This is a genomic window from Streptomyces albidicamelliae, from assembly GCF_025642175.1.
Taxonomy (GTDB): Bacteria; Actinomycetota; Actinomycetes; order Streptomycetales; family Streptomycetaceae; genus Streptomyces; species Streptomyces albidocamelliae.
Genome location: NZ_CP106795.1, coordinates 8,142,263 through 8,165,065, shown reverse-complemented (window position 1 = coordinate 8,165,065; position 22,803 = coordinate 8,142,263). Strand labels below are relative to the sequence as shown.

The 22,803-nt window shown below is 70.3% G+C and carries 22 protein-coding genes and 2 pseudogenes; 14 read left to right on the top strand and 10 right to left on the bottom strand.

The genetic code is table 11. From position 1 onward, the window contains the following. Nucleotides 1-50 precede the first annotated feature (50 nt). The 4 genes from N8I86_RS36915 to N8I86_RS36900 all read left to right on the top strand — a co-directional run bounded on the left by N8I86_RS36915 (nt 51) and on the right by N8I86_RS36900 (nt 3,484). Nucleotides 51-704 (top strand): DUF4956 domain-containing protein, encoded by a 654-nt coding sequence (locus N8I86_RS36915; RefSeq protein WP_263279896.1) that lies wholly within the window; start codon nt 51-53, stop codon nt 702-704. Continuing rightward, nucleotides 701-1,528 carry a polyphosphate polymerase domain-containing protein gene (locus tag N8I86_RS36910; RefSeq protein ID WP_263279895.1) on the top strand — a complete coding sequence of 276 codons (828 nt, stop codon included), beginning with the start codon at nt 701-703 and terminating at the stop codon, nt 1,526-1,528. The genes N8I86_RS36915 and N8I86_RS36910 overlap by 4 nt, the downstream gene beginning before the upstream one ends. After that, nucleotides 1,525-2,385 carry a phosphatase PAP2 family protein gene (locus N8I86_RS36905; protein WP_263279894.1) on the top strand — a complete coding sequence of 287 codons (861 nt, stop codon included), beginning with the start codon at nt 1,525-1,527 and terminating at the stop codon, nt 2,383-2,385. Before N8I86_RS36910 ends, N8I86_RS36905 begins: the two co-directional genes overlap by 4 nt. Nucleotides 2,386-2,539: 154 nt before the next feature. Then, nucleotides 2,540-3,484, top strand: a complete 945-nt coding sequence (locus tag N8I86_RS36900; protein WP_263279893.1) for a M56 family metallopeptidase — start codon at nt 2,540-2,542, stop codon at nt 3,482-3,484. A gap of 67 nt (nt 3,485-3,551) precedes the next feature. Here the strand turns inward: N8I86_RS36900 and N8I86_RS36895 are convergent, their stop codons facing one another. After that, nucleotides 3,552-4,568: an NADP-dependent oxidoreductase gene (locus tag N8I86_RS36895; RefSeq protein ID WP_263279892.1), complete on the bottom strand. Its 1,017-nt coding sequence runs from the start codon at nt 4,566-4,568 to the stop codon at nt 3,552-3,554. Between the two features lie 100 nt (nt 4,569-4,668). Between N8I86_RS36895 and N8I86_RS36890 the strand changes: the two genes are divergently transcribed. Next, nucleotides 4,669-5,586: a LysR family transcriptional regulator gene (locus N8I86_RS36890; RefSeq protein WP_263279891.1), complete on the top strand. Its 918-nt coding sequence runs from the start codon at nt 4,669-4,671 to the stop codon at nt 5,584-5,586. A gap of 205 nt (nt 5,587-5,791) precedes the next feature. On the opposite strand, the gene N8I86_RS36885 is transcribed toward N8I86_RS36890, so the two are convergent. Next, a complete protein-coding gene (locus N8I86_RS36885) occupies nt 5,792-6,487 on the bottom strand; it encodes a TetR/AcrR family transcriptional regulator (RefSeq protein ID WP_263279890.1) in 696 nt (231 codons plus the stop codon). Nucleotides 6,488-6,601: 114 nt separating this feature from the next. On the opposite strand from N8I86_RS36885, the gene N8I86_RS36880 reads away from it, so the two are divergent. Beyond that, a complete protein-coding gene (locus N8I86_RS36880) occupies nt 6,602-8,002 on the top strand; it encodes a serine hydrolase domain-containing protein (RefSeq protein ID WP_263279889.1) in 1,401 nt (466 codons plus the stop codon). 80 nt (nt 8,003-8,082) lie between these two features. Here N8I86_RS36880 and N8I86_RS36875 read toward each other — a convergent pair whose 3' ends face one another. Beyond that, the gene (locus tag N8I86_RS36875) at nt 8,083-8,931 is read right to left on the bottom strand and encodes an AraC family transcriptional regulator (RefSeq protein ID WP_263279888.1); all 849 of its coding nucleotides are present in this window, start codon (nt 8,929-8,931) and stop codon (nt 8,083-8,085) included. 71 nt (nt 8,932-9,002) lie between these two features. On the opposite strand from N8I86_RS36875, the pseudogene N8I86_RS36870 reads away from it, so the two are divergent. The 3 genes and pseudogenes from N8I86_RS36870 to N8I86_RS36860 all read left to right on the top strand — a co-directional run bounded on the left by N8I86_RS36870 (nt 9,003) and on the right by N8I86_RS36860 (nt 12,435). Continuing rightward, nucleotides 9,003-10,203 (top strand): annotated as a pseudogene (locus tag N8I86_RS36870) (RNA-guided endonuclease InsQ/TnpB family protein). 106 nt (nt 10,204-10,309) lie between these two features. After that, nucleotides 10,310-11,182 (top strand): alpha/beta fold hydrolase, encoded by an 873-nt coding sequence (locus tag N8I86_RS36865; RefSeq protein ID WP_404830859.1) that lies wholly within the window; start codon nt 10,310-10,312, stop codon nt 11,180-11,182. After that, nucleotides 11,179-12,435 carry an FAD-dependent monooxygenase gene (locus N8I86_RS36860; protein WP_263279887.1) on the top strand — a complete coding sequence of 419 codons (1,257 nt, stop codon included), beginning with the start codon at nt 11,179-11,181 and terminating at the stop codon, nt 12,433-12,435. The genes N8I86_RS36865 and N8I86_RS36860 overlap by 4 nt, the downstream gene beginning before the upstream one ends. A 157-nt stretch (nt 12,436-12,592) precedes the next feature. On the opposite strand, the gene N8I86_RS36855 is transcribed toward N8I86_RS36860, so the two are convergent. Then, entirely contained in the window at nt 12,593-13,246 is a 654-nt protein-coding gene (locus N8I86_RS36855; protein WP_263279886.1) for a class I SAM-dependent methyltransferase, read from the bottom strand. Between the two features lie 251 nt (nt 13,247-13,497). Between N8I86_RS36855 and N8I86_RS36850 the strand changes: the two are divergent. Then, nucleotides 13,498-14,457, top strand: a pseudogene (locus N8I86_RS36850) (hypothetical protein); the annotation flags it as partial. Nucleotides 14,458-14,609: 152 nt separating this feature from the next. Here the strand turns inward: N8I86_RS36850 and N8I86_RS36845 are convergent. Continuing rightward, nucleotides 14,610-15,152, bottom strand: coding sequence for a DUF4232 domain-containing protein (locus N8I86_RS36845; protein WP_263279885.1), 543 nt, complete (start codon nt 15,150-15,152; stop codon nt 14,610-14,612). Nucleotides 15,153-15,521: 369 nt separating this feature from the next. Then, nucleotides 15,522-16,043, bottom strand: coding sequence for a 2'-5' RNA ligase family protein (locus tag N8I86_RS36840; RefSeq protein WP_073898443.1), 522 nt, complete (start codon nt 16,041-16,043; stop codon nt 15,522-15,524). Between the two features lie 477 nt (nt 16,044-16,520). Between N8I86_RS36840 and N8I86_RS36835 the strand changes: the two genes are divergently transcribed. From N8I86_RS36835 to N8I86_RS36820, 4 genes are all read left to right on the top strand, one after another. After that, nucleotides 16,521-16,868 (top strand): hypothetical protein, encoded by a 348-nt coding sequence (locus N8I86_RS36835; RefSeq protein ID WP_263279884.1) that lies wholly within the window; start codon nt 16,521-16,523, stop codon nt 16,866-16,868. Between the two features lie 156 nt (nt 16,869-17,024). After that, nucleotides 17,025-18,125 carry a hypothetical protein gene (locus N8I86_RS36830; RefSeq protein WP_263279883.1) on the top strand — a complete coding sequence of 367 codons (1,101 nt, stop codon included), beginning with the start codon at nt 17,025-17,027 and terminating at the stop codon, nt 18,123-18,125. Between the two features lie 172 nt (nt 18,126-18,297). Beyond that, nucleotides 18,298-19,284 (top strand): phosphotransferase family protein, encoded by a 987-nt coding sequence (locus N8I86_RS36825; RefSeq protein ID WP_263279882.1) that lies wholly within the window; start codon nt 18,298-18,300, stop codon nt 19,282-19,284. A gap of 9 nt (nt 19,285-19,293) precedes the next feature. After that, a complete protein-coding gene (locus N8I86_RS36820) occupies nt 19,294-19,833 on the top strand; it encodes a GNAT family N-acetyltransferase (protein ID WP_263279881.1) in 540 nt (179 codons plus the stop codon). A gap of 125 nt (nt 19,834-19,958) precedes the next feature. On the opposite strand, the gene N8I86_RS36815 is transcribed toward N8I86_RS36820, so the two are convergent. From N8I86_RS36815 to N8I86_RS36800, 4 genes are all read right to left on the bottom strand, one after another. Then, nucleotides 19,959-20,495, bottom strand: a complete 537-nt coding sequence (locus N8I86_RS36815; protein ID WP_263279880.1) for a GNAT family N-acetyltransferase — start codon at nt 20,493-20,495, stop codon at nt 19,959-19,961. 176 nt (nt 20,496-20,671) lie between these two features. Further along, a complete protein-coding gene (locus N8I86_RS36810; RefSeq protein ID WP_241841267.1) occupies nt 20,672-21,511 on the bottom strand; it encodes a GAF and ANTAR domain-containing protein in 840 nt (279 codons plus the stop codon). A gap of 150 nt (nt 21,512-21,661) precedes the next feature. Further along, nucleotides 21,662-22,177 (bottom strand): GNAT family N-acetyltransferase, encoded by a 516-nt coding sequence (locus N8I86_RS36805; RefSeq protein WP_263279879.1) that lies wholly within the window; start codon nt 22,175-22,177, stop codon nt 21,662-21,664. Between the two features lie 82 nt (nt 22,178-22,259). Next, the gene (locus N8I86_RS36800; RefSeq protein WP_123441418.1) at nt 22,260-22,694 is read right to left on the bottom strand and encodes a hypothetical protein; all 435 of its coding nucleotides are present in this window, start codon (nt 22,692-22,694) and stop codon (nt 22,260-22,262) included. Nucleotides 22,695-22,803 lie beyond the last annotated feature (109 nt).

Genomic DNA, 22,803 nt, shown 5'->3' with positions numbered 1-22,803 from the left:
CGGACCGCGACCGGTCCGCCGTCCGACGTGCCGTGACGGAAGGGACTGCCATGCGTACACAGGTGCTCGCCGCCAAGGGCATCACCGACCACATCGCGGTCATCGACCTGATGGCCCGCGGTGGTCTGGACGTCATCGCCCTGCTGATCCTGATCGGCTGGCTCTACCGCCGCCGGCCCAGCGCTCCGGCGATGCCGCTGGTGCTGGCCGCACTGAACATCGGCCTGTTCGCCGCGATGAGCACGATCAGTGCCGGCAAGTTCCCCGCCGGCGTCGGATTCGGCCTGTTCGGCATTCTCTCCCTGGTCCGTCTGCGCAGCGCGGCCTTCACCCTGCGGGACGTCGCCTACACCTTCGTCGCCCTGGTGATCGCCCTGTGCACGGGGCTGCCGGAGCGGCAGACCTGGCTCGTCGTCGCGCTGGCCGTCGTGGTCCTGGTCGCGGTGCTCCTGGTGGACGATCCCCAGGGGTACGAGCCCGCGACGCGGACGGTGAAGCTCACCCTTGACCGGATATACCCCTCCCCGGCCGCGATCACCGAGGACGTCGAAAGCCGCTTCGGTCGGACGCCGCTGTCGGTCAGTGTGGACGAGGTCGACTACGTCCGCGAGACGACACGGGTGTCCGCCCGCTACCCCGCCGAGCCACGGGAACGCGCACTCGCCGCGGACGACGAGCCGCGGGAGCCGGTGACGGTGCCATGAACCCCGGCCTCTCCTTCCCGACCGGACTCGGCCTGGAGCAGCTGCGCGGAGCCACGCTCGCCGAGGTGGACGCGGCCGCCGCCCTGCAGCACCGCATCGACCGCAAGTACCTGGTCCCCCTCGGCCACGCCCGCCGCCTGCTGGCCCGCCTCGCCGACAGCCACCACGTCCTCGACCTCGGCGGGCGCCGTACGACGAGCTACCTGAGCACCTACTTCGACACACCGGAGCTGGGCGCCTGGCGCGCCCACATCCAGAAGCGCCGCCGCCGCTGGAAGGTCCGTACCCGTCTGTACGCGGAGGACGGTCTGTGCCGGGTGGAGGTCAAGACGAAGGACGGCCGGGGCGCCACGGTCAAGCACGCACTCACCGTGCCGGCCACCGCGTACGGGTCGCTCACCGACCACGCGGCCCGGTTCGTCGACCGCGTACTGGACCGCGCGGGCGTCCCCGTCACCGCCGGCGAGCTGACCGCCGCGGCCGAGGTCCGCTACGTCCGTGCCGCCCTCGCCGACCTCGGCCACGGCAGCCGCGTCACCCTCGACGGCGCTCTCACCTGCCACCGCGACGACCGCACCGCCGCGCTCGACCCCGAGCACGTCCTGGTCGAGACGAAAGGGGGCACGCGGCCCGCACCCGCCGACCGCCTGCTGCTCGGCATGGGCGCCCGGCCCCTCTCGCTCAGCAAGTACGTCGTCGGCCAGTCCCTGCTCACCCCCGGCCTGCCCGACAACGACGTACGCCACCTCGCCCGCACCCACTTCACCACCGGGCCCGACGCGGCACCTCTCCCGCTCCCGTTCGAAAGGATCCGAGTCGCATGACCATTCTGCGCGGCATCAAATGGCCGTACGTTCTGATCGCGCTGCTCGCCGCCGCGGCCGCCGTCGTCGGCCTGCTGCGACCGCAGTCGGTGACGGCCTCCACGTCCGCCGCCGCGAAGAAGAAGCCGGGCGCCACCGAGCGGATCAAGCAGAACCCGCCGCCGAAGCTCTTCACCGACGCCGAGATCGCCACGATCGGCAAGGACGCGGCGGCACAGCGCAAGAAGGCCGACGCCCTCTTCGCCCAGTGGAAGTCCACGCACGGCATCGCACGGGACGACAAGGCCTTCGCCGTGTGGGCCGCGAAGCAGGTGCCCGCCCCGCCGGCGGCGGCGCGCCGCACCGCGGAGCTTCGCCAGGTGCAGAAGCTCGCCAGGACGCGGACGCCGGCCGGGACGAAGGCCGCAACCTGGCTCGAGCTCAACGGCAAGAAGGACATCTGGAAGCTGTACCTGCACGACCAGCGCGAACTGATCCCCGCCCAGCAGGGCGAGGCCGAGAAGCTGCAGCTCAAGTCGGCGCTGAAGCTGGCCAAGACGATCAGTGACCGGCTGGCGGCCAAGGACAAGCAGTCCGCCCCGTTCGTGCTGGACCCCAGCCTGCGACCGGAGAAGCACATCAAGCCCGGCGCGAAGGGACCGTACTCCTACCCCTCCCGCCACGCGACCCGCTCGGCCGCGGCCGTCACCTTCCTCAGCGCCCTCTCACCGCACCGCGCCGCGGACTACGAGTGGATGCGGGCCGAAGTCCTCTACTCCCGCCTCTACATGGCCGGCCACGTCACCGACGACCTCACCGCGGGAACCCTTCTGGGCGATCTGATCGGCGACTACGAACTCGCCGTCGACGGCCACTGACAGCCGCGACCACTCGGGGTCGCCTGCTGCGCGGACGGGTAACCGCACAGCAGGCGAGCCGGTCTCCGACAGCGGGGACTGCTTCCGGCACCGGAGCCCATGGCACACTCAAAAAGGACGGCAGTATCCACACCGTCGTAAAGGGGCCGCCTGTATGCGCATCGCCGTCTATCTGCCGCTGCTGCTCTGCCTCTTCGCGCCTCTCGGCGCCCGGCCGCTGTCCGAGCGGTGCGAACCACGCCTGGCCACCTGGCTGCTCACCCTCTCCTCCCTGCTCCTGGCTGCGGCAAGCACCCTGTCCCTGGGGCTGCTGGCCATCACCGGCCTCATCCGGGTCCCCCGACTCGCCGCCCTCGGGCACTGGTCGGCCCACACCGCCCAGCACGACGACCCGACCGAACTCTCCATCGCCCTCCTCGCCGGGCTGCTGCTCGGCGGCGCCGTACTCATGGCCGCCCGCATGCTGTGGCGACGCGCCCGCAGCCTCGCCGCCACAGCGGCGGAAGCCGCCTGCCTGCCCGCACGGAACGGGCTGGTCATCGTGGACGACGACGTCCCGGACGCCTTCGCCCTGCCAGGGCTGCCCGGCCGGATCGTCGTCTCCACCGGCATGCTGCACACCCTCGACGAGACCGAACACGACATCCTGCTCGCCCACGAACGCGCCCACCTCACCGCTCACCACTACGCCTTCGTCGCCCTGGCCCAGCTGGGCGCCGCCGCCAACCCCCTCCTGCGCCCTCTCGCCACCGCCGTCAGCTACACGGTCGAACGCTGGGCGGACGAAGCCGCGGTCACCACCACCGGCGACCGGATCCGGGTCGCCCGCACCGTCGGCAAGGCAGCCCTCGCCTCCTACCGCACATCGGCCCGCACCAACAGGGCCGTCCTCGGCATGCTCGGCCGCCGGAGCCACCGCGACCCGCTCGCCACGGCAGGACCGGTGCCCCGGCGCGTCGCCGCCCTCCTCGCCCCTCCCCTGTCCCGCCGGCCGGCCCTGGCCGTCGCGACCGCCGCCGTCCTCGCCGCCGCGACGCTCGCCTCCGCCGAAGCCGCCCACGATCTCCACCGGCTGCTGGAGACCGTCGGAGTGTCCTAGAGACCGCGGAGAGGTACGGGCGTCGGAGGAACCCCGAAGCGCACAGTGGCATGTCCTCCATGTCGGCTCACAGGTGGGCCTGCGTGTGGTCACGCACGATGATCTTGCCGGTGTTGTCGCCGCGGAGCATTCCCAGGAACGCGTCCACGATGCGCTCGAACCCGTCGACGACCGTCTCGTCGAGAGCGAGCCGGCCACTCTGCAGATGCGGCACCGCGAAGTCGTACAACTCCTCTTGAAGAGCACGGTAGTTGCTGACCAGGAAGCCCTCCATGCGGATGCTCTTCTCCACGACGGCCGCGTGGTCGATGCGCGGAGACGGGGCGCCGGGAGTGTTGTACTGGCTGATCGTGCCGACCCGGACGATGCGGCCGAACTCGCGCAGCGCTCCCACCGCCGCGGCCAGCTGGTCACCACCGACGTTGTCGACGAACGCGTCGATGCCGTCGGGCGCGGCCTTGCCGAGCAGGTCGGCGGCGGGCCCCTCGTGGTAGTCGAAGACGGCGTCATAGCCCACCTCCCGGGTGAGGTGGCCGGCCTTAGCCGCCGAGCCCGTGCTGCCCACGAGCCGTCCGGCGCCGAGCAGCCCGGCGAACCGGCCGGTCGCCGTGCCGACGCCGCCCGCCGCGCCCGACACGAACAGGTCCTCGCCTCCCTGGAGCCGGGCGACCCGGGTGAGGCCCACGTAGGCGGTCAGGCCGGTGCCCCCGAGGACGCTCAAGTACGCGGTGAGGGGCACCCCGTCGAAGCGGGGCAACCGTCGGATCTCCTCGGGCCCGACCACCGCGTGAGTGCGCCAGCCCTGCCGGTGGAACACGATCTCCCCCTCGGCCAGCCGAGGCGTGCGCGAGGCGATGACACGCCCGATGGTGCGGCCCTCCAGCGGTGCGTCGAGGGCGAATCCACCGGGCACGTCGTCCATCATCTCCCGGTGGTACGGGTCGACGGACCAGTAGAGGTTCTCCACGAGCGCGCTGCCGGCCGCGGGCTCGGGAAGCGGGGACTCGACGAAGGCGAAGTGGTCGGCGGAGGGGAAACCGTGGGGGCGGGCGGTCTGCTGCACGGTGAGCGCGGTCTCGTTCATGCCCGGACCGTACGGCGGGAATGGGCGGCCTCATCAGGGGGTTCGGCTCATGTGACAGCCCGTTCCATGAACAGTTCTCATACCTTGAGGTGAGCGCCCCGTGGGCCGCACGAACGACTCCGATCTCGCGCCGCAGGAGCTGCGCGTCCTGGTGGCGGTCGCGGACGCCGGCGGGTTCTCCGCCGCGGCCGAGGCGCTCGGTCTGACTCAGTCCGCGGTGTCGCACGCGGTGCGCGGCAGCGAGCGGAAGATCGGTGCCGTGCTGTTCGACCGGGGCCGCGGCGGCGCCCGCCCCACCCCGGCAGGCGACAGGGCCGTGGCGCACGCCCGCCGCATTCTGCGCCTGCTGGACGTCCTGACCGCTGAGGCACGCGGCGCCGCCCGGCTCGACGCCGCGGAGGGGCCGCTACGGATCGCGGCCTTCCGAAGCGCTGCCCTCCACCTGCTGCCGCCCGTCCTCGCGCGACTGCGCGCCCGGCACCCCGGCATCGAGCCGCACGTGCGGATCGTCCGCGAGGTGGGGCGTGGCACCGCGGGCGAAGTGGCCGACGGCAAGGCCGACGTAGCCATCGCCACACTGGGCGGCTCCGCACCGCTTCCGCCGGGCCTGGTCGCGAGGGAACTCCTCGAAGAGCCGTACTCCCTCGTGCACCCGACGGGTCACCCCGCTCCACGCTCGCTGCCGCTGGTCGACTGGGCCGAGAACTGCGGATCGTACACGCGCGACTGGTGGGCGGCGCAGGACTGGATCCCGCGGGCGACCGTCGAGGCCGAGGACGACGGAGCGGTGCTCTCCCTGGTGAGCGGCGGACACGGAATGGCGATCATGCCGGCGCTGTCCTTGGTCGGAGCGCAGGGCTCGGTCGGGATCACCGATCTCGGTCTCCATCGCCCCAGCCGCCGGGTCGGCTATGTCACCACCTCCGAACTGGCCGGGTCCTCGGTCGTCCGGGCCCTGGTGAGGGAATTGCGAACCGCACTCCCCCAGGGTGTGAGCCTTCTCGGAAGCCAGGCGTGACGAGGCCGAGTGGGTGAACAGGTGCCTTGGTACCGGTGACCGGGCAGCCGTGTGGCCGCGGCCGGGAACGCGAGTGCGCCCACGGTGATGGCCGCAATGGTCGGACAGCGCGCGGAAGCAGAAGGGGACGCGAGGGTCCTCCAGTTACCCAAGTCGCCGCCGCGATCAGGTGTCCCGGCGGTGGCCCCCCGGTGGCGTGGGCGGGTCACTGTTGCCGAGCGGCACCTTCGCCGGTGAGGCGGGTCTCGAAGCCGTCGAGGAGCGACTGGAGGCCGAACTCGAAGGTAGGGTCGGGCGCTGCGACGTACTCGGTGGCGGCCGTAGTGTCGAGGCGTTCCCGCAGACGCGGAAATTGTTTGGCGATCTCGGCGGCGCGTGTCATGGCGTCGGCCGTCAACTGCCCGGCGTCCGCGCCGTCTTTGCTCAGCCGGCGGTTGAGTGAGACCTGCGCGGCGGGCCCGAGCGCATTGCCGAGCACGAAGGTGAACACGGCGGCGGCCGCCCGGTCCGCGTCGTCCGCGGCGAAGCCCGCCTCTTCGTAGATGGCCAGACCGAGGTCGTTGTAGCGCGCCTGGCCCGGGCCGTACAGGAGGTGGCTGCCGAACGCCTGCACGAGCCAGGGATGCCGGGTGAGCATCGCATGCATGCCCCGGGCATGGGCGGTGGCGGCGGCGCGCCAGTCGGTGCCATCGACATCGGGCAGCTCGACCTCGCCCCAGATCACGTCGCCGGCGAGCCGGACCAGATCGTCCTTGGTCTTGATGTGCCAGTAGACGGCCGTGGCGGCCGAGCCGAGCCGTTTGGCCAGGCTCCGCATGTTGAGGCCGTCCAATCCCTCGTCGTCGAGCAGCTCGATGGCCGCACGGACGATCCGGTCTGCGGTCAGGGTTTCGCGGGGCATGACCCCATCTTACTTGCACTTAGTTCAGGGAGCCTGTTCAGAGCGCCTTGCACTTTGTTCAAGTCGTGCCTACGCTGCTTCTCGTACTTAGTTCAAGTGTCCGGAGGGGGAGCCATGTCACAGGAGAAGTTGTCGGAGTTCGTCGGGGCGCAGGCCACATCACTCGGTGTCCCCGGTGTCGCCGTCGGCGTCCTCGTCGACGGTCGGGAGATCTACGCCTCGCACGGCGTGACCAGCGTCCACACCCCACTGCCGGTCGACGAGCACACGCTGTTTCCGCTGGCTTCGGTGTCCAAGACCTTCACGGCGACCGCGCTGATGCGCCTGGTCGCCGAGGGAAAGGTGGACCTCCACGACCCGGTACGGACGTACGTGCCCGAGCTGAAGCTCGCCGACGAGGAGTCCGCGGCACGGATCACCGTGCTGAACCTGCTCAACCACACCGCCGGCCTGGAGTGGAACCTGATCGACGACGGCGAGGGCGACCGCTCCCTTGCCGGCCTCGTGGCGAAGCTGTCCCAACTTCGCCTGATCGCACCGCCCGGAGCCCGCGCCTCCTACAGCCAGGCCGGTTACAACCTGGCGGGCCGGATCATCGAGAAGGTCACGGGCCTGCCCTTCGAGCAGGCCATGGCCTCCCTCGTCCTGGAACCGGTCGGCCTAGCGGACACCGTGTACGGCCTTTCCGAGGTGATGGTCCGCAAGTTCGCCGTGGGCCACAACCGCGGGGAGGACGGTAAATTGCGCCCCGCCCGGCCCTGGGCGGCTTTCAAGGAGGGCGCGCGCGGAGACAACCCGGGCGGCGGCCTCGCCTCCTCGGTGAGCGACCTTCTGCGCTGGGCACGGTTCCAACTCGGCGACGGTGAAGACGTGCTGCCGGCCGCGCAACTGCATCGCATGCGGGAGCAGACGGTACGGCTGCGCGCCAGCACGCTGGGCGAGGGCTTCGGGATCTGCTGGTTCCTGCACGACCTGGACGGCCTGCACGGGATCGGCCACGGCGGCTCGGGAAACGGCCAGTTCGCCGAGCTGCTGATCGTGCCCGAGCGCGACTTCGCGGTGGTCTGCCTCGCCAACGCCGGCCCGGACGGCTACCCCTTCAACCAGTCCGTCGTTCGATGGGCCCTGGAGCACTACCTCGGCGTCATCGAGAAGACGGTGGAGCCGGTCGCGCACGACGAGGGGCGGGCCCGGCAGGTCGCCGGCCGCTACGAGATCGACGCCATGAACCTCGACATCGCCCGCGACGGTACCCGGCTCACCCTGGCGGTCGGCATCAAGCCGGAGATCCGTGCGGCGTCGGACGAGGAGATGCCCCCGGACTACCCGGCCGCGGAGATCGGCTTCCTCCCCGGCGACGGCGACGGCGACGGCGACGGCGACGGCGACGAGTACATCGTCACCGAGGGCGGCCTCGCAGGGCAGCGCGGCTACTTCTCCCGCGACGCCGAAGGCGCGATCACCGGTGTCGACCTCGCCGGCCGGCTCTTCAATCGGGTCGCGGAAGCATCCTGATGGAACCCCGGCAGCCAGCCGGGGGCCGCTGGCTGAGCCGTATCCCACCGGCCGTGGCCAGCCCGGATCGCTCCGCCCGGTCACCGAACAGGGGCTGGTCGGACTTCGGGCCACGCGATGTCGTCGACGGCGAGAAACGGCTCCCGTGCCACGGCTGCGGGAGTCGCCCCGGTGAACTCCACGACGTCCCGGTGCAGATGGGACTGGTCGGCGTAGCCGGCGTCGGCCGCGACGCGGGCCGCGCCTTCACCAGCGACCAGGCGGTGGGCGGCATGGTCGAAGCGGACCAGCTTCGCTGCGCGCTTGGGCGGCAGCCCGATCTGTGACCGGAACCGGGACCACAACCGCTTACGACTCCAGCCGACCTCGGCCGCGAGTTCGTCGACCCGCGCCAGGCCGTGGCCGGCGACGATCCGGTGCCAGGCCCAGGTAACCTCCGGGTCCACCGGCGGCCCGGCCGCCTGCCGGCGAGCGAGCAGCGCGTCCGTCAACGCGAAGCGATCCTGCCACGCGGAGACCTCCCCGAGTCGCTCGCGGATCCGGGAAGCAGCCCTGCCCCACAGGTCGTCCAGCGACACGACCACACCGTCGAGTTCGGCCGGGGACGTGCCCAGCATCGCGCCTGCGACCAGCGGGGACAGCCGCACCTGCACACACTCGACGTTCTCCCCCCGCGCAAGGACTGCGCCCGCGGACCCGAGCCCCGGCCCGGCGACCACGCTTCCCAGCTGCTGCCGCCCGCCGGCACCGTCGATGACGGGCGAGCCGGCACCGAAATCCAGCAGCAGCGTCACGGCCGGGTGCGGGACGATCCGGAGTGCTTGGAGGTCACGGACGTGGAATCCGGCCATGGTGACACCGTCCACCCGGCTGGGCCGTCGCGGGCTCTCGACACCCCACACAGCCGCACCGTGCACGAAGGTCCGCATGATCCCATCTACGCTTGGTTGTCAGTGGCCTGCTCTATGTTGATTGCGCAGGAGCAGAGGGGGTGGGCTGGATGATCCGTGCGTACAAGTTTCTGATGCGGCCCACCGGGGGTCAGCAGGGTGCGCTCGCTGACATGTTGCGCGATCACTGCTCTTTATACAACGGGGCGTTGCAGGAACGGCGCGCCGCCTACCGGCACGGCTCGAGGACGACGGTCCGCTATGGGCAGCAGTCCGCTCAGCTGAAGGACATCCGGGCTTTCGATCCGGAGCGTCAGGGCCGCTGGTCCTTCTCCTCCCAGCAGGCCACCTAGCGCCGTCTGGACAAGGCTTTCGCCGCGTTCTTCCGCCGCGTGAAGTCCGGTGAATTGCCGGGTTATCCCCGGTTCCGCTCGAGCAAGCGGTTCGACACCGTGGACTTCCCGAGGGACGGGGACGGCTGCCGGTGGAAAGCGACCCCGCACGACCCCGTCACCCGCGTGCGCCTGCAAGGTGTCGGTCACGTCAAGGTGCACCAGCACCGGCCCGTGGTGGGGAAGGTCAAGACGATCTCGGTCAAGCGCGAGGGCAGGCGCTGGTACGTCGTGCTGACTGCCGAACAAGCTCGGCCCGACCCGCTGCCCGAGACCGGTGCGGTAGTCGGCATCGACATGGGTGTGGCGAACTTCCTCGCCACCTCCGACGGCGAGTTCGTGTCCAATCCTCGCCACGGGGAGAAAACCGCCGCGAGACTCGAAGCCGCACAGCAGGCCCTCGCCCGGTGCAAGCGCGGATCGAAGCGGCGCCGCAAGGCCGTGGAGACCGTGGCCCGGCTGCACCGCAAGGTCCGCCGCCGGCGCCTGGACCACGCCCACAAGACTGCGCTCGGCCTCGTGCGTGAGCATTACTTCATCGCGCACGAAGACCTCAGGATCCGCAACATGAGCAAGGCCCCCGACCCGAAGCCGGACCCCGGACAGCCAGGCAGATTCCTGCCCAACGGGGGCGGCCGCGAAGGCCGGGCTGAACCGATCGATTTTGGATGCCGGATGGGGGGTGTTCCTGCAGATCCTCACCGCCAAGGCAGCATGGGCCGGACGGGAAGTGATGGCCGTGGACCCCCGCAACACCTCCCGGCGGTGCCCCGCATGCGGGCACACCGCCAAGGAGAACCGGCCCACCCAGGACAAGTTCCACTGTCAGGTATGCGGCCACACCGCGCACGCGGACACCGTGGGCGCCCTGAACGTTCTACGGGCCGGGCTGGCCCGTCGCGAAGCCACACCGGCATAGCGAGAAGCCCCCTCATACATTGAGGGGGAGAAGTTACCGTAGGGGAGCCAGCTGAGGGGAACATTCGTCCAATCCAGCAGCGCGCACCACCGGAGACAGTGGGCGCATGAATGTTTCTGACGGTTCGTACGCGAGCGACGATGCCGGCGTCGCCGAGGCCTCGCCGGTGTCGGCCTCGTCCCTGTCGCTGGAGGACGGCGACATCCATGTGTGCCAGGACGGTCCCCGTGACGCCCCCGCGCTCCTGCTCATTCACGGTTCGGCGTCCTCGGGGCGCTCGTGGGCCCCGATGGTTCGGCTGTTGAGCGGATCCCACCACGTGATCCGCATCGACCTGCTCGGGCACGGCCGGTCGGCCAAACCCGCCGACGGCAGCTACGCGATCCCCGACCAGGCGCGACGCGCCGCCGCGGTACTCGACCGCCTCGGCATCGAGCGCGCGGTCGTCGTCGCCCACTCCAGCGGTGGCACGGTCGCCACCGCTCTCGCCGAACAGCGGTCCGAGCTGGTCACCGCGCTCGCCCTCGTCAACACCGGCCCCAGCCTGGCCGCCTACCTCGCACCGGACTCCGCCGCGACCGGCATCTTGCAGTGGCCGCCGACCGACGAACAGCTCAGGGAGCTGGCGAGCACCGGCTTCAGCCGACCGGGCTATCAGGTACCGGAAGAGCTCCTGGACGACGTCCGATCCATGACCCACCACACGTTCCTCGCGACGATGCAGGCCACCCGCTCCTACCTCGAACAGCGCCCGCTGCCGGACCGGCTGGCGGTCCTGGGCAAACCGCTCTTGGTGATCTTCGGTGCGGACGACCGCAGATGGCGGTCGTCCTCCGCCGGCGAGTACCGCGCCGTCGCGGGCGCCGAGGTCGAACTGCTGCCCGGCCTCGGACACTCGCCCCTGCTCGAGGATCCGCCGCGAACGGCCGTCCCGCTGCTGGCCTTCACCGCGAAGCACGCTGTGCCGGTGGAGCGATGAAGAGGAGCGCTGCCCTGCGCGTTCTGGTCTCCGGCGCCAGTGTCGCCGGTCCCGTGGTGGCCTACTGGCTCAGCAGGCACGGCTTCGCCGTCACGGTCGTCGAGCACGCACCCGCCCTGCGCAGGACCGGTGGTCACGCGGTCGACCTGTTCCGGCCCGCGGTGGACATCTCGCAGAAGATGGGCGTACTCCCGCAGATCGAGGAGCGGGCCGTCACCACCAGCCGTATGACCGTCCACCGGGAGGGCTCACGGCGTCCCGTCCGGGCGGACCTCTCCAAGATCTTCGGTGCCGCCTCCGACCGACACGTGGAGATCATGCGCGACGACCTCAGCGAGATCTACTACGACGCCGCACGCGACGACGTCGAGTACCTGTTCGGCGACTCGATCACCTCGCTCTCCCCCGACGGCGACGTGCGCTTCGCGCACGCCGGACCGCGTCACTTCGACCTCGTCATCGGCGCGGACGGGCTGCACTCCAACGTGCGCCGTCTCGCCTTCGACGGGGAGTCCCGCCACCGCAGCTTCACCGGGGCCTACTTCGGAGTGCTGACACTGCCGAACCTCTTCGCGCTCGACGGCGAGCTCCTCCTGCACGTCGGCATCGGCCGAACCGCGGGCATGTACGGCGCGCGGCACCTCGGCGACGCGCGGGCGTTGTTCCTGTTCCGCGGCGAGCGTCAACTCGCCTACCGTCGCCGGGACGTGCCGCGTCAGAAGGGGTTGTTGCGCGAGGCGTTCGCGGGCATGCACTCCCAGGTGGACCGCTGGCTGGACGAACTCGACCAGGCTCCTGGTTTCTACTTCGCCTCCATCACCCAGCTCCGCATGGACACTTGGTCGAAGGGGAGGGTGACGCTCGTCGGTGACGCGGGCTACTGCCCTGGCGCGGCCGTCGGTGGTAGCACCAGCCTGGCCGTCGTCGGTGCGTACGTCCTCGCCGGGGAGCTGGCACGGGCGGACGGCGACCACGAGCTTGCCTTCCCCGCGTACGAGCACGCGATGGCAGGGTACGTGCGCGGCAGTCGCGAGGTCGCGCTGAGCGCGGCCAGGACCCTGATCCCCACCTCACAACTCGGCGTTCGGGGGCTGGTCCAGGGCGCCCGGCTCATCTCCGCCCTGCCCGCCGGTCCCAGTCGCGCCCTCGTCCGCCTCACCACCAAGAGCGCACGCCTCCACAACTCCGTAGTTCTCAACGACTATTGGGCGTCGACCAGCCCCGTCACGACGCCACCCCGACCTCGCGGGTGACGCCCCAACCGGACTCGGGAGAGAACAGTCAGCGCGTCCGGAACACGGAAGGTCGCTGTCAGAAGGCGCGTGACCAGGACGAGTGCGGCCTCCGCTTCGGCCGACGGAAACCATCAGTTCACCGGGACAGGGCCGGCGTGCCGAAGGCGCAGGCCGGTCAGGCCCTTTCGGGCTTGCGGGCCAGCAGGCAGACGTGCGGTCTCTTCACCCGGCCGCCGGGCTCCTGCTCCAGCCTCGCGGTGACGACGAGTCCGGCCTGCTCCAGCAGACCGGCCATGCGGTCCGAGGGCAGGAGGTACGACTCGTAGGACACCGGACGGCCGTAACCCTGCGTCGGCTGCAGCCGCTCATCGCCGACATAGTCTCCCCAGAGCAGGTAGCCGCCCGGTGCGAGCGTGCGGTGGAACTCGGCGAACACCGTCGGCAGCCACTGCGGGGGTGTGTGGTGGGTGGAGTACCAGGCCAGGATGCCGCCGAGTTCGCCACCCCTCGTCTCCAACGCGGTCATCGAGCCCTCGGAGAAACGTAGTTCCGGGTAGGCGAGCCGGGCCAGTCCGATCATCTTCGGCGACAGATCGACGCCGAAGGCGGACACTCCCAGCCCGGCCAGGTGGGCCGTCAGACGGCCGGGGCCACACCCCAGGTCCGCGACCGGCCCCAGACCGGCCGTCCGCACGAGCTCGGCGAACCCGGCCAGCATCCCGCGCGACAGCGGGTCCAACTCGGCGGGAGGCGGTACGCGTTCGACGTAGTCGGCGGCGACGGTGTCGTACGACTCGCGCACGGCAGCCAGAAAGGAGGGCTCAGCCATGCGGGCGACCCTAGACGAGAGACCTGAACAGGCATGTCACGGTCTCGAGTTGACCTACGCGGCATCCGTCGCCGTAGACACCCGGCAGAACCCACCTCGGGGAGGGTTCTCGGGGCACGGCACTGGGTGACCTGAGGCTTCGGTCACCGCCCTGGTAAGTCGGCGGCCGGCTCATGCGATCACGCGGGCGGCTCTCGATCGAACGAGTGGACGGTCAACTCAGCAAATAGTCGGACGAATTGAGCCCTCGCTGGCGTACGTACCCACCGGCCAGACCTCGACGCAGGACAGGCTGGTACGTGACCGGGCTGGTGGCGGCCGTGGTCCCCCTGGTCGTGGGGCTCTTCCCGGAGCGGGTCGTCGGCTGGTTCGGCGGTGGCGACAGCGGCCGGGACGAGGCGCCGTTGGCCGCCGAGACGGCAAGCCCGCGCACGGCACCCGGCGCCGAGCCGGATCTGCGCCCGACGCTCACCGAACCCTTCCGCGGTTCGCCTGCCGCCCACTGGGCCGACGGCGCGGCAGGGATCACGGTGCCGCCGGCCAAGGCCACCGGCTGGATGGACACCGCCCAGGTCGAGCGGGCGCTGCGAAGAAGCCGGGACTTCCTCGCGGCAGCGGGGCTCGACTCCCGCGTGCTGCGCGGCGAACGGCCCACGAAGGCCATCGCGCTGCTGAACCCGCACCAGGAGGACGTCAAGGCGTATCTCTGTGCCGCCCTGTCGTCGGCGGCACCCACTGCCAAGACCGACCCGCTGCTGTTGTTCAGCCGCTTCCGACCTGAGCGGACCCGACTGGTCGGTGACGTGGTCAAGACGCGCGGTCGGCTCACGTACCGGGAGGGGAAACGCGGGGCGCTCGTGGTGACCGCCGACGTCACCTTCGTGTACCCGGTCACTCCGGCGGGCCACGGCGGGCGGGACCCAGAGGTCGTCCGCACGATCGTGCGGCGCAAGATAGTGATGAGCTGGGACGACCCGGCCAAGGTCATCACTGAACCGGGCACGATGTCGCTCGTCCTGTACGCACTCCACATGACCAACGGCGGCTGCTCCGCCCCGTCCGGGTACTTCGTGCCGCCCTTCGGCACGGCCGTCGAGCAGCCCACCGACGAGACCCGCACTATTGATCCGTACGACCGCAGCAAGCCGATGGGGACGGCCGCCGGCACGACGGCCTCGGGCAAGGACTGCGAGACCGCCACCCGCTCCTGAACCCGGCCGGCACAGGGTCTGCATCTCGGGCGTTTGGGCCGGTCGGCCTGGGCACAAGCCGACTCGCCGCGGGGCCAAGTGGCCACCGCACCACCCGGAGGGTGGGCGGTGGCCGGCAGCGCCACTGGTGGAGCGGGGACCTGGCCCGTCGGTTACAGGCCGACCGGGTTGACGTAGGTGCCCGGGTGGGTGGCGCCGTCCTGCTTGAGGATCTGGCCGCCGAACGGCCACTTCAGCGTGAAGTGCTTCGTCTCGTTCGGCGGGGTGACCAGGAACTTCGCCGGCACGAACTTCTGCTTCTGCGGCGTGGACTTGGCCACCGGGAGCAGGTTGATGCTGAAGTCGACCGTGTCCCCGTGCTCCAGGACGATCTTCTGGGGCTTCTTGGCCGAGCGCACCAGCGACCAGGTGCTGTCGGTCTTCTGAGCGCCGATCATGTCGACACCGGCGAAGCCGGACAGGGTGCAGGTGCGCTTGCTCTGGTTGGTGAACCAGATGAACGCCTGGGTCTGCTTCTTGGTCTGGTCCATCTCCGGCTTCGCGTCCTCCCCCGTCGCGAAGCCGGCCTTCAGGTCTGCGGTGTGGCAGCGGGTCGGCGCGGCCTTGGCGGTGGCGGCCGAGGCCGGTACGGCGGCAGCGGCGGTGCCGGCGACGACGACGGTCGCAAGGGCCACGGCGGTCAGCTTGCTCTTCATGGAGTTTCAGGTTCCCCTCGTGTACGAATCGGCGCGCGAGGTCAGCGCGCGCCTGCGCACCTGAAGACGTCCAACGCCTGGAAGGCGTTCCGTGTGCCGGGCAACCATTATCCGGCGGCCAGGCTTCCGGTCCGCGTCGTCCGACAGCCGCCCCTCTCACGCCGGCCCTCTCCTGCCGGCCCCGGGACGGGCGTCATCCACGGCGTTGCCCATGCTGGTCCGGACGTGCGCATGGTTGCCCGTGCCTCTCGGCGGGCACTCCGGAGCCCCGGCACTCTGACGGAATTCGCCTGACCGGGCGGACGCACCCTGGAAATGCCCCCTCGGACTCTGGTCCTCTCGTGCGAGGCGGTCGCCGCCATCCCTCGGTCAGGTGAGGTGCTGGACGGTCCGCGCCGTCGAGTCGTAGCTGCGGGCTCCTTCGAAGGTTCCGTCCCACTGCTGTGACAGTTCCGCGGGGAGCAGTTCATCCGGCCAGGGCACCGCACCGGACCTGGCCCGCGCCAGGCTGATGTGCGGGACCCAGTTGCCCGGCTCGTGCAGCGGGTTCCCCTCTCCTGTGCCATACCCGGCCAGCACCTCCCACACCTGCCGCTGCAGGGCCGCCAGCGCGGCGTCCGGCACCACGCGCCAGGCCAGGACCTTCACTCGCCCGGAGAAGCGGATGACGCCCCGCAGGCTCAGCGGAAGGGGAAGCGCCGTGAGAGCCGCGCACAGTTCACGCCGTACGCCCCAAGGCAGCTCGGGCGATGTCGCGAGCGTCACGTGCGGCCGGTTCGTCGGGTGCGGGTGAGCAGACAGACTCGGCAGACCCGCGTCGGCGAGCCGCTGCCAGATGTGGCGTACCCGCTCCTCGGTCGAGGTGTCGGCCAGCAGTTCCACTGTGTGCACGGAAGTAGCCTAAGAGCTGCCCCACAAAAGCCCGTGGGGCCACGCAACTCGGACTTCGCGCCTGTGGCAGCCGCCGTCATGCCTGCCGAACTGCGAGAGCATGCGGGGCGTCATTACGCCATCCAGTTCCACTACGCCTTGCCCGACGATGCCTGGGCCGTGGAACTGAGCGAGGCCGTGCCTGCGCCGGCTGCGTGGGCCGAGGAACCCCAGCGCCCAGAGGCACCTGCCTGGAGCAGCCGGTGGAATGATCTTGCCGTGGTTGGGGTGCTCACGGCGTCGGAGGCTTCCTGCGCAGTCCCGTTCACCGGGCGGAGCCTGCGGCACTTCGGAGCGGGTGACGGTTCCGCTGCGGCAGGTCGGCGCGGATGCAGAATGAAGGGCCGACCGTGGAGTCTTCCGTTGAGCCTCATTCGAACTCTGCCGGACCCACATCCTCACCCAGCCACTGACTCGACATAGCTGATACTTACGCAGGTGGATACACCTACCAGCGATTCCATCGACCAACCGCGCGATACCCGCCTGGCCGACATGGCCAACAATCTCTGCGGCATCATCAAAGGGGGCATCGGCCCTGCGCTGGTGGCCTCTCGCCTGGAGTCACTCGGCTGGAAGACTCGGTCGGCTTCCTGGTACTCCTACGAGGCCGAAACCCTTTGGTGCCGCATCGAAATCGACCAGACCGACGACGGGACGACACTGATCAATGGTGTGATCGACCCTCATCGGATCGATGACCTGGCCATGCTCCTTGCAAGAAGCGGCTGGCAGCACAGCCTTGAACTCTACGACGAGAACGACGAACTGGCCGAACGCCCCTGACTCGCAGCCTCACGACCTGACTGCACGTGGCTTCACCGGAGCGCAACCTGTGCGAAGAGACGGAATCGGCATCGTGGCACACCCGTCGTCGGCCAGGGGTCCCACCGATTAACGGGGCAATGAGCCCCCAATCGGGTTACGAGATAGGGTAATTCGATGCCACAGAAGCTCCCACCCTTGATCACTGAGGCGGCGGCTCTGGCCGTCGCCGGTGTCGGGCTCCACCGGTACGAAATGGGTCCGGCCGTGATCGGGGCGGGGGATGCGACCGTCGTCATAGTCGAGTCCGGGGACAACCCAGGGGTCAGCGGCGTTCAGGACGCCACCAACGTGCTTCTGCACGGGGATGCCGTTACGGCACTGCGCCCACGGCTCGACTTCCGGGCTCCCTGGCCCCTTCACGTCTTCGCCCGCCTGGACGGGGACTGCCTTCCTCTGGGCACCGCACTCTGCCGGGGAGGGTCGTCGACACCAGACCATCTCCACCATGCCCGTCTGGAACTGGACAAGCCTCTGACCCGCGAGGTGTTGGACGCGGTACGGCCCGTACCGGAACCCGGGCCGGTACCGGGGGTGGACTGGGTCGGCCTCGTGGAATCAGATCCGATCCGCGCCCTGGAGGCTTTCGTGCTCGGCTGGTTTCCCGCCGGGGCTGCAGGGTCGATCGGCGAGGGGGAGCAACCGGACAATCTCCCGGGGGCGTTGACGGCCTTCTACAGCCTGGCCCGCCTTCGCCCTGCCGTCCTCGGGTTCCACAACCCGGTGCTGCAACAGCCTCAACGGACCTCGGGCCCGTTCGGCGACCGGCTGGTCTTCGCCGTAGATGCCGAGGGAATCCGGGACTGGTCCATCGCTTGGCCGCCGAAGACCAGGACGCCGAGCGAGAACGATCCCCGCGTATGGCTCACCGAAGATCCGTCCATGGATGACCCGGAGACGAGCCCTGAAGAGGAACCGCTCAGTCGCTTCCTCCTGCAGTTCACCCTCTACGAGGCCATGAACATCGCCCCCTACCAAGCACGGACCTATTGCATGCCGTCCCCGTGCATCGCCCCTTTGCGGAGCGTGCTGCGTCCCGTTCCCCTGAGCCCGTTCCTGCCGACCTACACCGGTGAGCGGTTCTCTGTCGCCCCTGGACTGCTCGCGGCGATCAGCGGCGACGAGAAGGAGGCCGTCGTCACCTTCTCAGCACTGCACGGCGCCACTTTGACACCCCTGCTCGCACACGGATACCGCTGGATTCGCTTCGACGGTTGAGACGCGAGTTCTGCCACCACTGCGCACACCTCTTCGCCAGGGGAATCACGGCTGTACCCGCGGCGGGCTCGACGCAAAACGCCGTAGCCGAACTGCCCATGAGGGCTGTCCGTCAGCGGAAAGGGTCCGCACCGCAGCCGGCGGCCGGTCAAGACGTCGATAGCCTGCCTCCATGGTCACGGGCGAGGACGCTGAGCACATCGGAACCGATCTCGCGGACAAGCGCTGGGATGCGACCCGCGCATGGGCGGAGAAGCAGCTCGTCGAGGGCGAACACATCGCGGCGGTCGCACAGTTGCGCGGCGGCTGGACGTCGGAGATAGGCGGGATGGACGTCCGTGGGCCGAGCGGTCGACGCTCGCTGGTCCTCCGGTCGTTCGTCAGACCCTTCTTCGTCCGCCACGCCGAGGGCCTGCTGACCCGCGAGGCAGCCGTGCTGCGCCTGCTCCACGACACGGACCTCCCCGCGGCCAGGCTGGTGGCCGTGGACGCGACAGCCGAGTACTGCGATCACCCCTCGCTGCTGATGTCCCGGTTGCCGGGGACCCTTCGCCTGGGCGGTGAAGACGCGGACTGGCGTGCGGAGTTGCTTGCCCGGCAGTTGCTGCGCATCCACCGGCTACCAGTGACCGCCGAGGCGAGGCCCCGTGACTATCAGGCGTGGACCTCTCCTGAGCGTGTGCGGCCGCCTGAAGACACCGAGCAGCGCGGGCTGTGGCAGCGGGCCGTGGACGTGCTCCGCCGCGAGCCACCGCAATACCGGGGCTGCTTCCTGCACCGGGACTTCCACCCCGGAAATGTCCTCTTCACAGGGGACGGTGACGGCTTGCGGATCAGCGGCGTCGTCGACTGGGTGGAGACCTCCTGGGGGCCGGCCGACCTGGACGTGGCCCACTGCTCGACCGCCCTGGCTCTCCTCCACGGGGTTTCCACGGGCATGCGGTTCGCCGACCGTTACGTTGCAGCGGGCGGGGCGCTGGCTGACGACCCCGTCGACCATCTCTACTGGCGGCTGCTGGACGCCTTGGCCTTCGCTCCGGACGCCCAGAAGGTCGCCGTCCCTTGGCGCGAAGTGGGCCGTGCCGATCTGACTCCGGCCCTGCTCACCCAGCGGCTTGAGGGATATGTGAGGGCCCTCTTCGATCGTTACGCCTGCTAACGTGCGCGCATGGAGGACCTGGGACTCGTGGCGTGGCCGCCTGCGCCGATCAGGACCGGGCGGCTCGTGCTCCGTGAGCCCGAGGGTCGGGACCGTGCGGTGTTCATCGAGCTGCTTTCTTCGCCGGAGGTGAACGCCTACCTCGGCGGCCCCCGAAGGCGTGACGAGCTTGAACGCGAGACGCCTGAGGTGCCCGAGCGATGGCCCGGGAGTTTCGTCGTGGAACTCGACGGGGCGATGATCGGCCAGATCCTGCTCAGGAGAGCTACCCGGCACCGTCGCCCGGCTGCCGTGGGGAAGGCCGATCTCGGCTACATGTTCCTCCCCCGAGCCTGGGGGTTCGGGTACGCCGCCGAGGCATGCGCGGCAGCACTCGCCTGGTTCGACGGCGTCCTTCCCGGCGAGCCGGTGGTACTCACCACCCAGACCGCCAACGTCGGCTCGATGCGCCTCGCGGCGAAGCTGAGGTTCCGGGAAGTCGAGCGGTTCGAGGCGTGGGGCGCCGAGCAGTGGCTCGGCATGTGGTCCCCAGCCACACCGTCCAGTTGACCGGCGTCGACCGATCCTGCCTGCGTCGGCCGCCGGTGACCACCTGGGACCCGTTTTACGACCAGCAGGGCGGGCGCCCCACGTGCCCTCGGTCAGCCGCTGGGAGCCGAGCGGCCCCTGTCGAGCTACGCGGACGCACCGCCGGACCGCTCCGCACGGAGCATGGAGTAGATCACCTGATCGTGCCACTGCCCGGCGCGCCACTGCGCGGAGCGCAGCACGCCCTCCTTGACGAACCCCGCCTTCTCCAACGCGCGTTGCTCGGCGAGGTTGGCGCAGTCCGTCCAGGCTTGGAGCCGTTCCGCCCTGGTGTGGTCGAAGAGGTACTCGGCAAGCAGCCGCTGAGCGTGCGTGCCTATGCCGCGGCCGTGCGCGGCAGGCACCAGGCCGATCGCCAGGGTCCAGCAGGTGGAGGTCGCCGGCCGCCCCCAGGTACTGGCGAACCACTCCACCCGCCCCACCGTCCGGCCCGCCTCCGCCACGCAGAGCACGCCGCCGTCGGGCCTGAGCAGGCCGGTGTCGGCGAACTCCCGTCGCAGGGCGGCCGGTGAACCGAAGCCGAACCACTGATAGGGGCCGGTCCCCTCGGGCCCGCTGAACTCACGCTCGAACAAGTCGAGGTCGTCGGCCCTCACCGGACGCAGCGTAATCTCGGTGGACATGGAACGCCTCCTGTTCCTCATGGGCCCACGGCTCGACCTCGTACGGCCGGTGTGGGCGACGGCGCCCGACTCTTCCACACGCCTGGCCAAGCCCACGCAGGGTGCCGCGAGTTCGGATCCGAAAGCGATCACCGAAAGGTTGTCGGAGGCCGCCGACGGTCCGGGTTCCTCCCCCGTCAGGCCCGGCTGGTCGCGCTGGCGTGCAGATGGTTGAGGGCGGTCACGACTGCGGTGTTGCGGTACCACAGCAGCCACCTGCCGACCTGACTGCCGAGTTCCTGCAGCATCGTCAGTTGGGCGGGTGCGAGGTCGTGCAAGGGCTGCTCGTGATGGGAGGAGATCATCCCGATCACTGTGCCGTCCGGCCGGAGCAGGGGAACACTGTGACAGGCGCGGCTACCCGTCTGGAGGATCACCTGCCGGGAACCGTCGTCGAAGCTGTCCGAGGCGGCGACGTCCTTGACGGTCACCTGCCGGCGGTCGAGCGCCGCCTGAGCGCACGAGGTCGTCGATGCTCCGACGAAGGCGAAGTAGTCGCTGAAGCGCCGGTTCACTCCGACGTGCTTCTCCATGCGCAGCATCCCGTTCTCCACCAGCTGCACATTGCCCATGCGGGCGCCGGTCACGCTCAGCGTCCTGCGCAGGGCAGCGGTGAGGACGGCGCCCGGGTTGTCGAACCTGGCTCCGACCGCTCGCAGGGCGGGCACCGGTGGTGCGGCGCTGCCCCCGGTGCTCGGCACCCATTTGGGAGCGTCCGGCTTCGGAGCAGGGAGCTGCACGGCGACGTCGGCCAGAGTGTGCAGCTTGATGTTGAACTTCTGGGACGAACTGCGGAGCAGATCGAACGCCTCCCGCTTCGAGGACAGCCGGAAGTGCCTCACGAGCAGCTTCTCGGCACGGGCGACACCGGCGTGGGCCAACCGGCGATTGCGCTCATCGACGTCCTGTCCCGCGTCGTCCCGCAGCTCGGTCTCTGCGGCAGCCGGCGGGGCGGGCGCATGCGAATGTTCGGTCACTGACGGGCCTCCCAACCTGGAAACACCCGTACGCCAGCACGCGGCTGCGTCCGCGCACGAGCGGAAGCACTGCGGTGCCTGCTGGCCGAAGCACCCACCCCCACTCTAAGCACGCCCGCCCCCGCGCCCGCCAGACGGCCTCCCTCCGCTTCACCCGCCCGGGAGTTCCCACCTGATCTCGCCCTCATGCCAGTGACTGGTGGGCGTCAGACCGGCAGCACCGGCGACGGCCGCGGAGGCGTGGTGATCCGGGTGGATATGGGCACGGACCGCCCCTGCGTCCTGTTCTCGCAGCCAGGCAACCAGAGCTCGTGCCGCCTCGCTGGCAATCCCGCGGCCCTGCCACCGAGTCCCGATGACCCAGGCGATCTCGGCGGCGCGTGCGAACTCGCTCCCGGTGACCGTTGCTTGCACCGTCCCGACGAGACTCTTCTCCGCCCGGAGCCGGATCACCCAGTTCCACCACGTCTGGGAGGCATCGGGAGAGCCCGCCACCAGGCGTGCGTACCGTGACCGCAGAGCCTGCGCGGAGTACGGGGTGCCGCCCGTGAAGGCGTGCAGAGCCGGGTCGGCGAGTACGCCGGCCATCTCGTCCGCGTGCTCGACGGCCAGCGGTACGAGGCTCAGCCTCTCGGTCCGGACGGCCTCGATCTTCAGGGCGTCCACGCCGTCTCCGGTACGGACGCCTGCCCTTCCGCCGTCCCGGCGCGCACGTCAGCACTCCCGCACGTACGCACGGCCCGGGTGTTCAACGCGGTCCGCCCGCGCGTCGACGTCGCTGCGGGCGTCGGGTGGGCATGGGTGCGCCCTCGTCCGGGACCGCCGCGGGCGAGGAGAACCCGCCGGGAACGCTCGCCCGGGCGGCAGCCGGCACCTGCGCGACGGGCCGCTCGGCCACGCGGCGTTGACGCGCTGCGCGGGCTACGACGGTGATGTGCGGGATCCGCGAGGCGCAGGCCTCGCAGACCTCCTCGACGCTCCATACCTGGCCCACCGTCGGATCGTGGCGCAGGATCAGCACCACGGCGCCGGCGCACTGGACCGTCTCCGGGTGGGCGGAGCACTGCTGGGCGCCGCAGTAGCAGAAGGCATGGGGGCGTACGGTGGCCGCCTTGGCGTGGGCGGCCGCATGCCCGGCCGCGAAGGCGCGCAAGGCCGCGAGGTCGCGGGAGCGGGGCGGCATCCGGCAACCCTCCTTGCTGCACGTGACCGTGGCGGAGTGGTCACGGTGTCCGGTGAGCCGGACGGTCCAGGCCCGCCCGGGGACCCGCTCGGTGGGGGATTCGCTGTAC

Bases quoted from the DNA above. Each gene is read 5' to 3' on its own strand.
- N8I86_RS36915 (WP_263279896.1), top strand. From the start codon at position 51: ATGCGTACACAGGTGCTCGCCGCCAAGGGCATCACCGACCACATCGCG.
- N8I86_RS36910 (WP_263279895.1), top strand. From the start codon at position 701: ATGAACCCCGGCCTCTCCTTCCCGACCGGACTCGGCCTGGAGCAGCTG.
- N8I86_RS36905 (WP_263279894.1), top strand. From the start codon at position 1,525: ATGACCATTCTGCGCGGCATCAAATGGCCGTACGTTCTGATCGCGCTG.
- N8I86_RS36900 (WP_263279893.1), top strand. From the start codon at position 2,540: ATGCGCATCGCCGTCTATCTGCCGCTGCTGCTCTGCCTCTTCGCGCCT.
- N8I86_RS36895 (WP_263279892.1), bottom strand. From the start codon at position 4,568: ATGAACGAGACCGCGCTCACCGTGCAGCAGACCGCCCGCCCCCACGGT.
- N8I86_RS36885 (WP_263279890.1), bottom strand. From the start codon at position 6,487: ATGCCCCGCGAAACCCTGACCGCAGACCGGATCGTCCGTGCGGCCATC.
- N8I86_RS36880 (WP_263279889.1), top strand. From the start codon at position 6,602: ATGTCACAGGAGAAGTTGTCGGAGTTCGTCGGGGCGCAGGCCACATCA.
- N8I86_RS36875 (WP_263279888.1), bottom strand. From the start codon at position 8,931: ATGCGGACCTTCGTGCACGGTGCGGCTGTGTGGGGTGTCGAGAGCCCG.
- N8I86_RS36865 (WP_404830859.1), top strand. From the start codon at position 10,310: ATGAATGTTTCTGACGGTTCGTACGCGAGCGACGATGCCGGCGTCGCC.
- N8I86_RS36860 (WP_263279887.1), top strand. From the start codon at position 11,179: ATGAAGAGGAGCGCTGCCCTGCGCGTTCTGGTCTCCGGCGCCAGTGTC.
- N8I86_RS36855 (WP_263279886.1), bottom strand. From the start codon at position 13,246: ATGGCTGAGCCCTCCTTTCTGGCTGCCGTGCGCGAGTCGTACGACACC.
- N8I86_RS36845 (WP_263279885.1), bottom strand. From the start codon at position 15,152: ATGAAGAGCAAGCTGACCGCCGTGGCCCTTGCGACCGTCGTCGTCGCC.
- N8I86_RS36830 (WP_263279883.1), top strand. From the start codon at position 17,025: ATGCCACAGAAGCTCCCACCCTTGATCACTGAGGCGGCGGCTCTGGCC.
- N8I86_RS36825 (WP_263279882.1), top strand. From the start codon at position 18,298: ATGGTCACGGGCGAGGACGCTGAGCACATCGGAACCGATCTCGCGGAC.
- N8I86_RS36820 (WP_263279881.1), top strand. From the start codon at position 19,294: ATGGAGGACCTGGGACTCGTGGCGTGGCCGCCTGCGCCGATCAGGACC.
- N8I86_RS36815 (WP_263279880.1), bottom strand. From the start codon at position 20,495: ATGTCCACCGAGATTACGCTGCGTCCGGTGAGGGCCGACGACCTCGAC.
- N8I86_RS36800 (WP_123441418.1), bottom strand. From the start codon at position 22,694: ATGCCGCCCCGCTCCCGCGACCTCGCGGCCTTGCGCGCCTTCGCGGCC.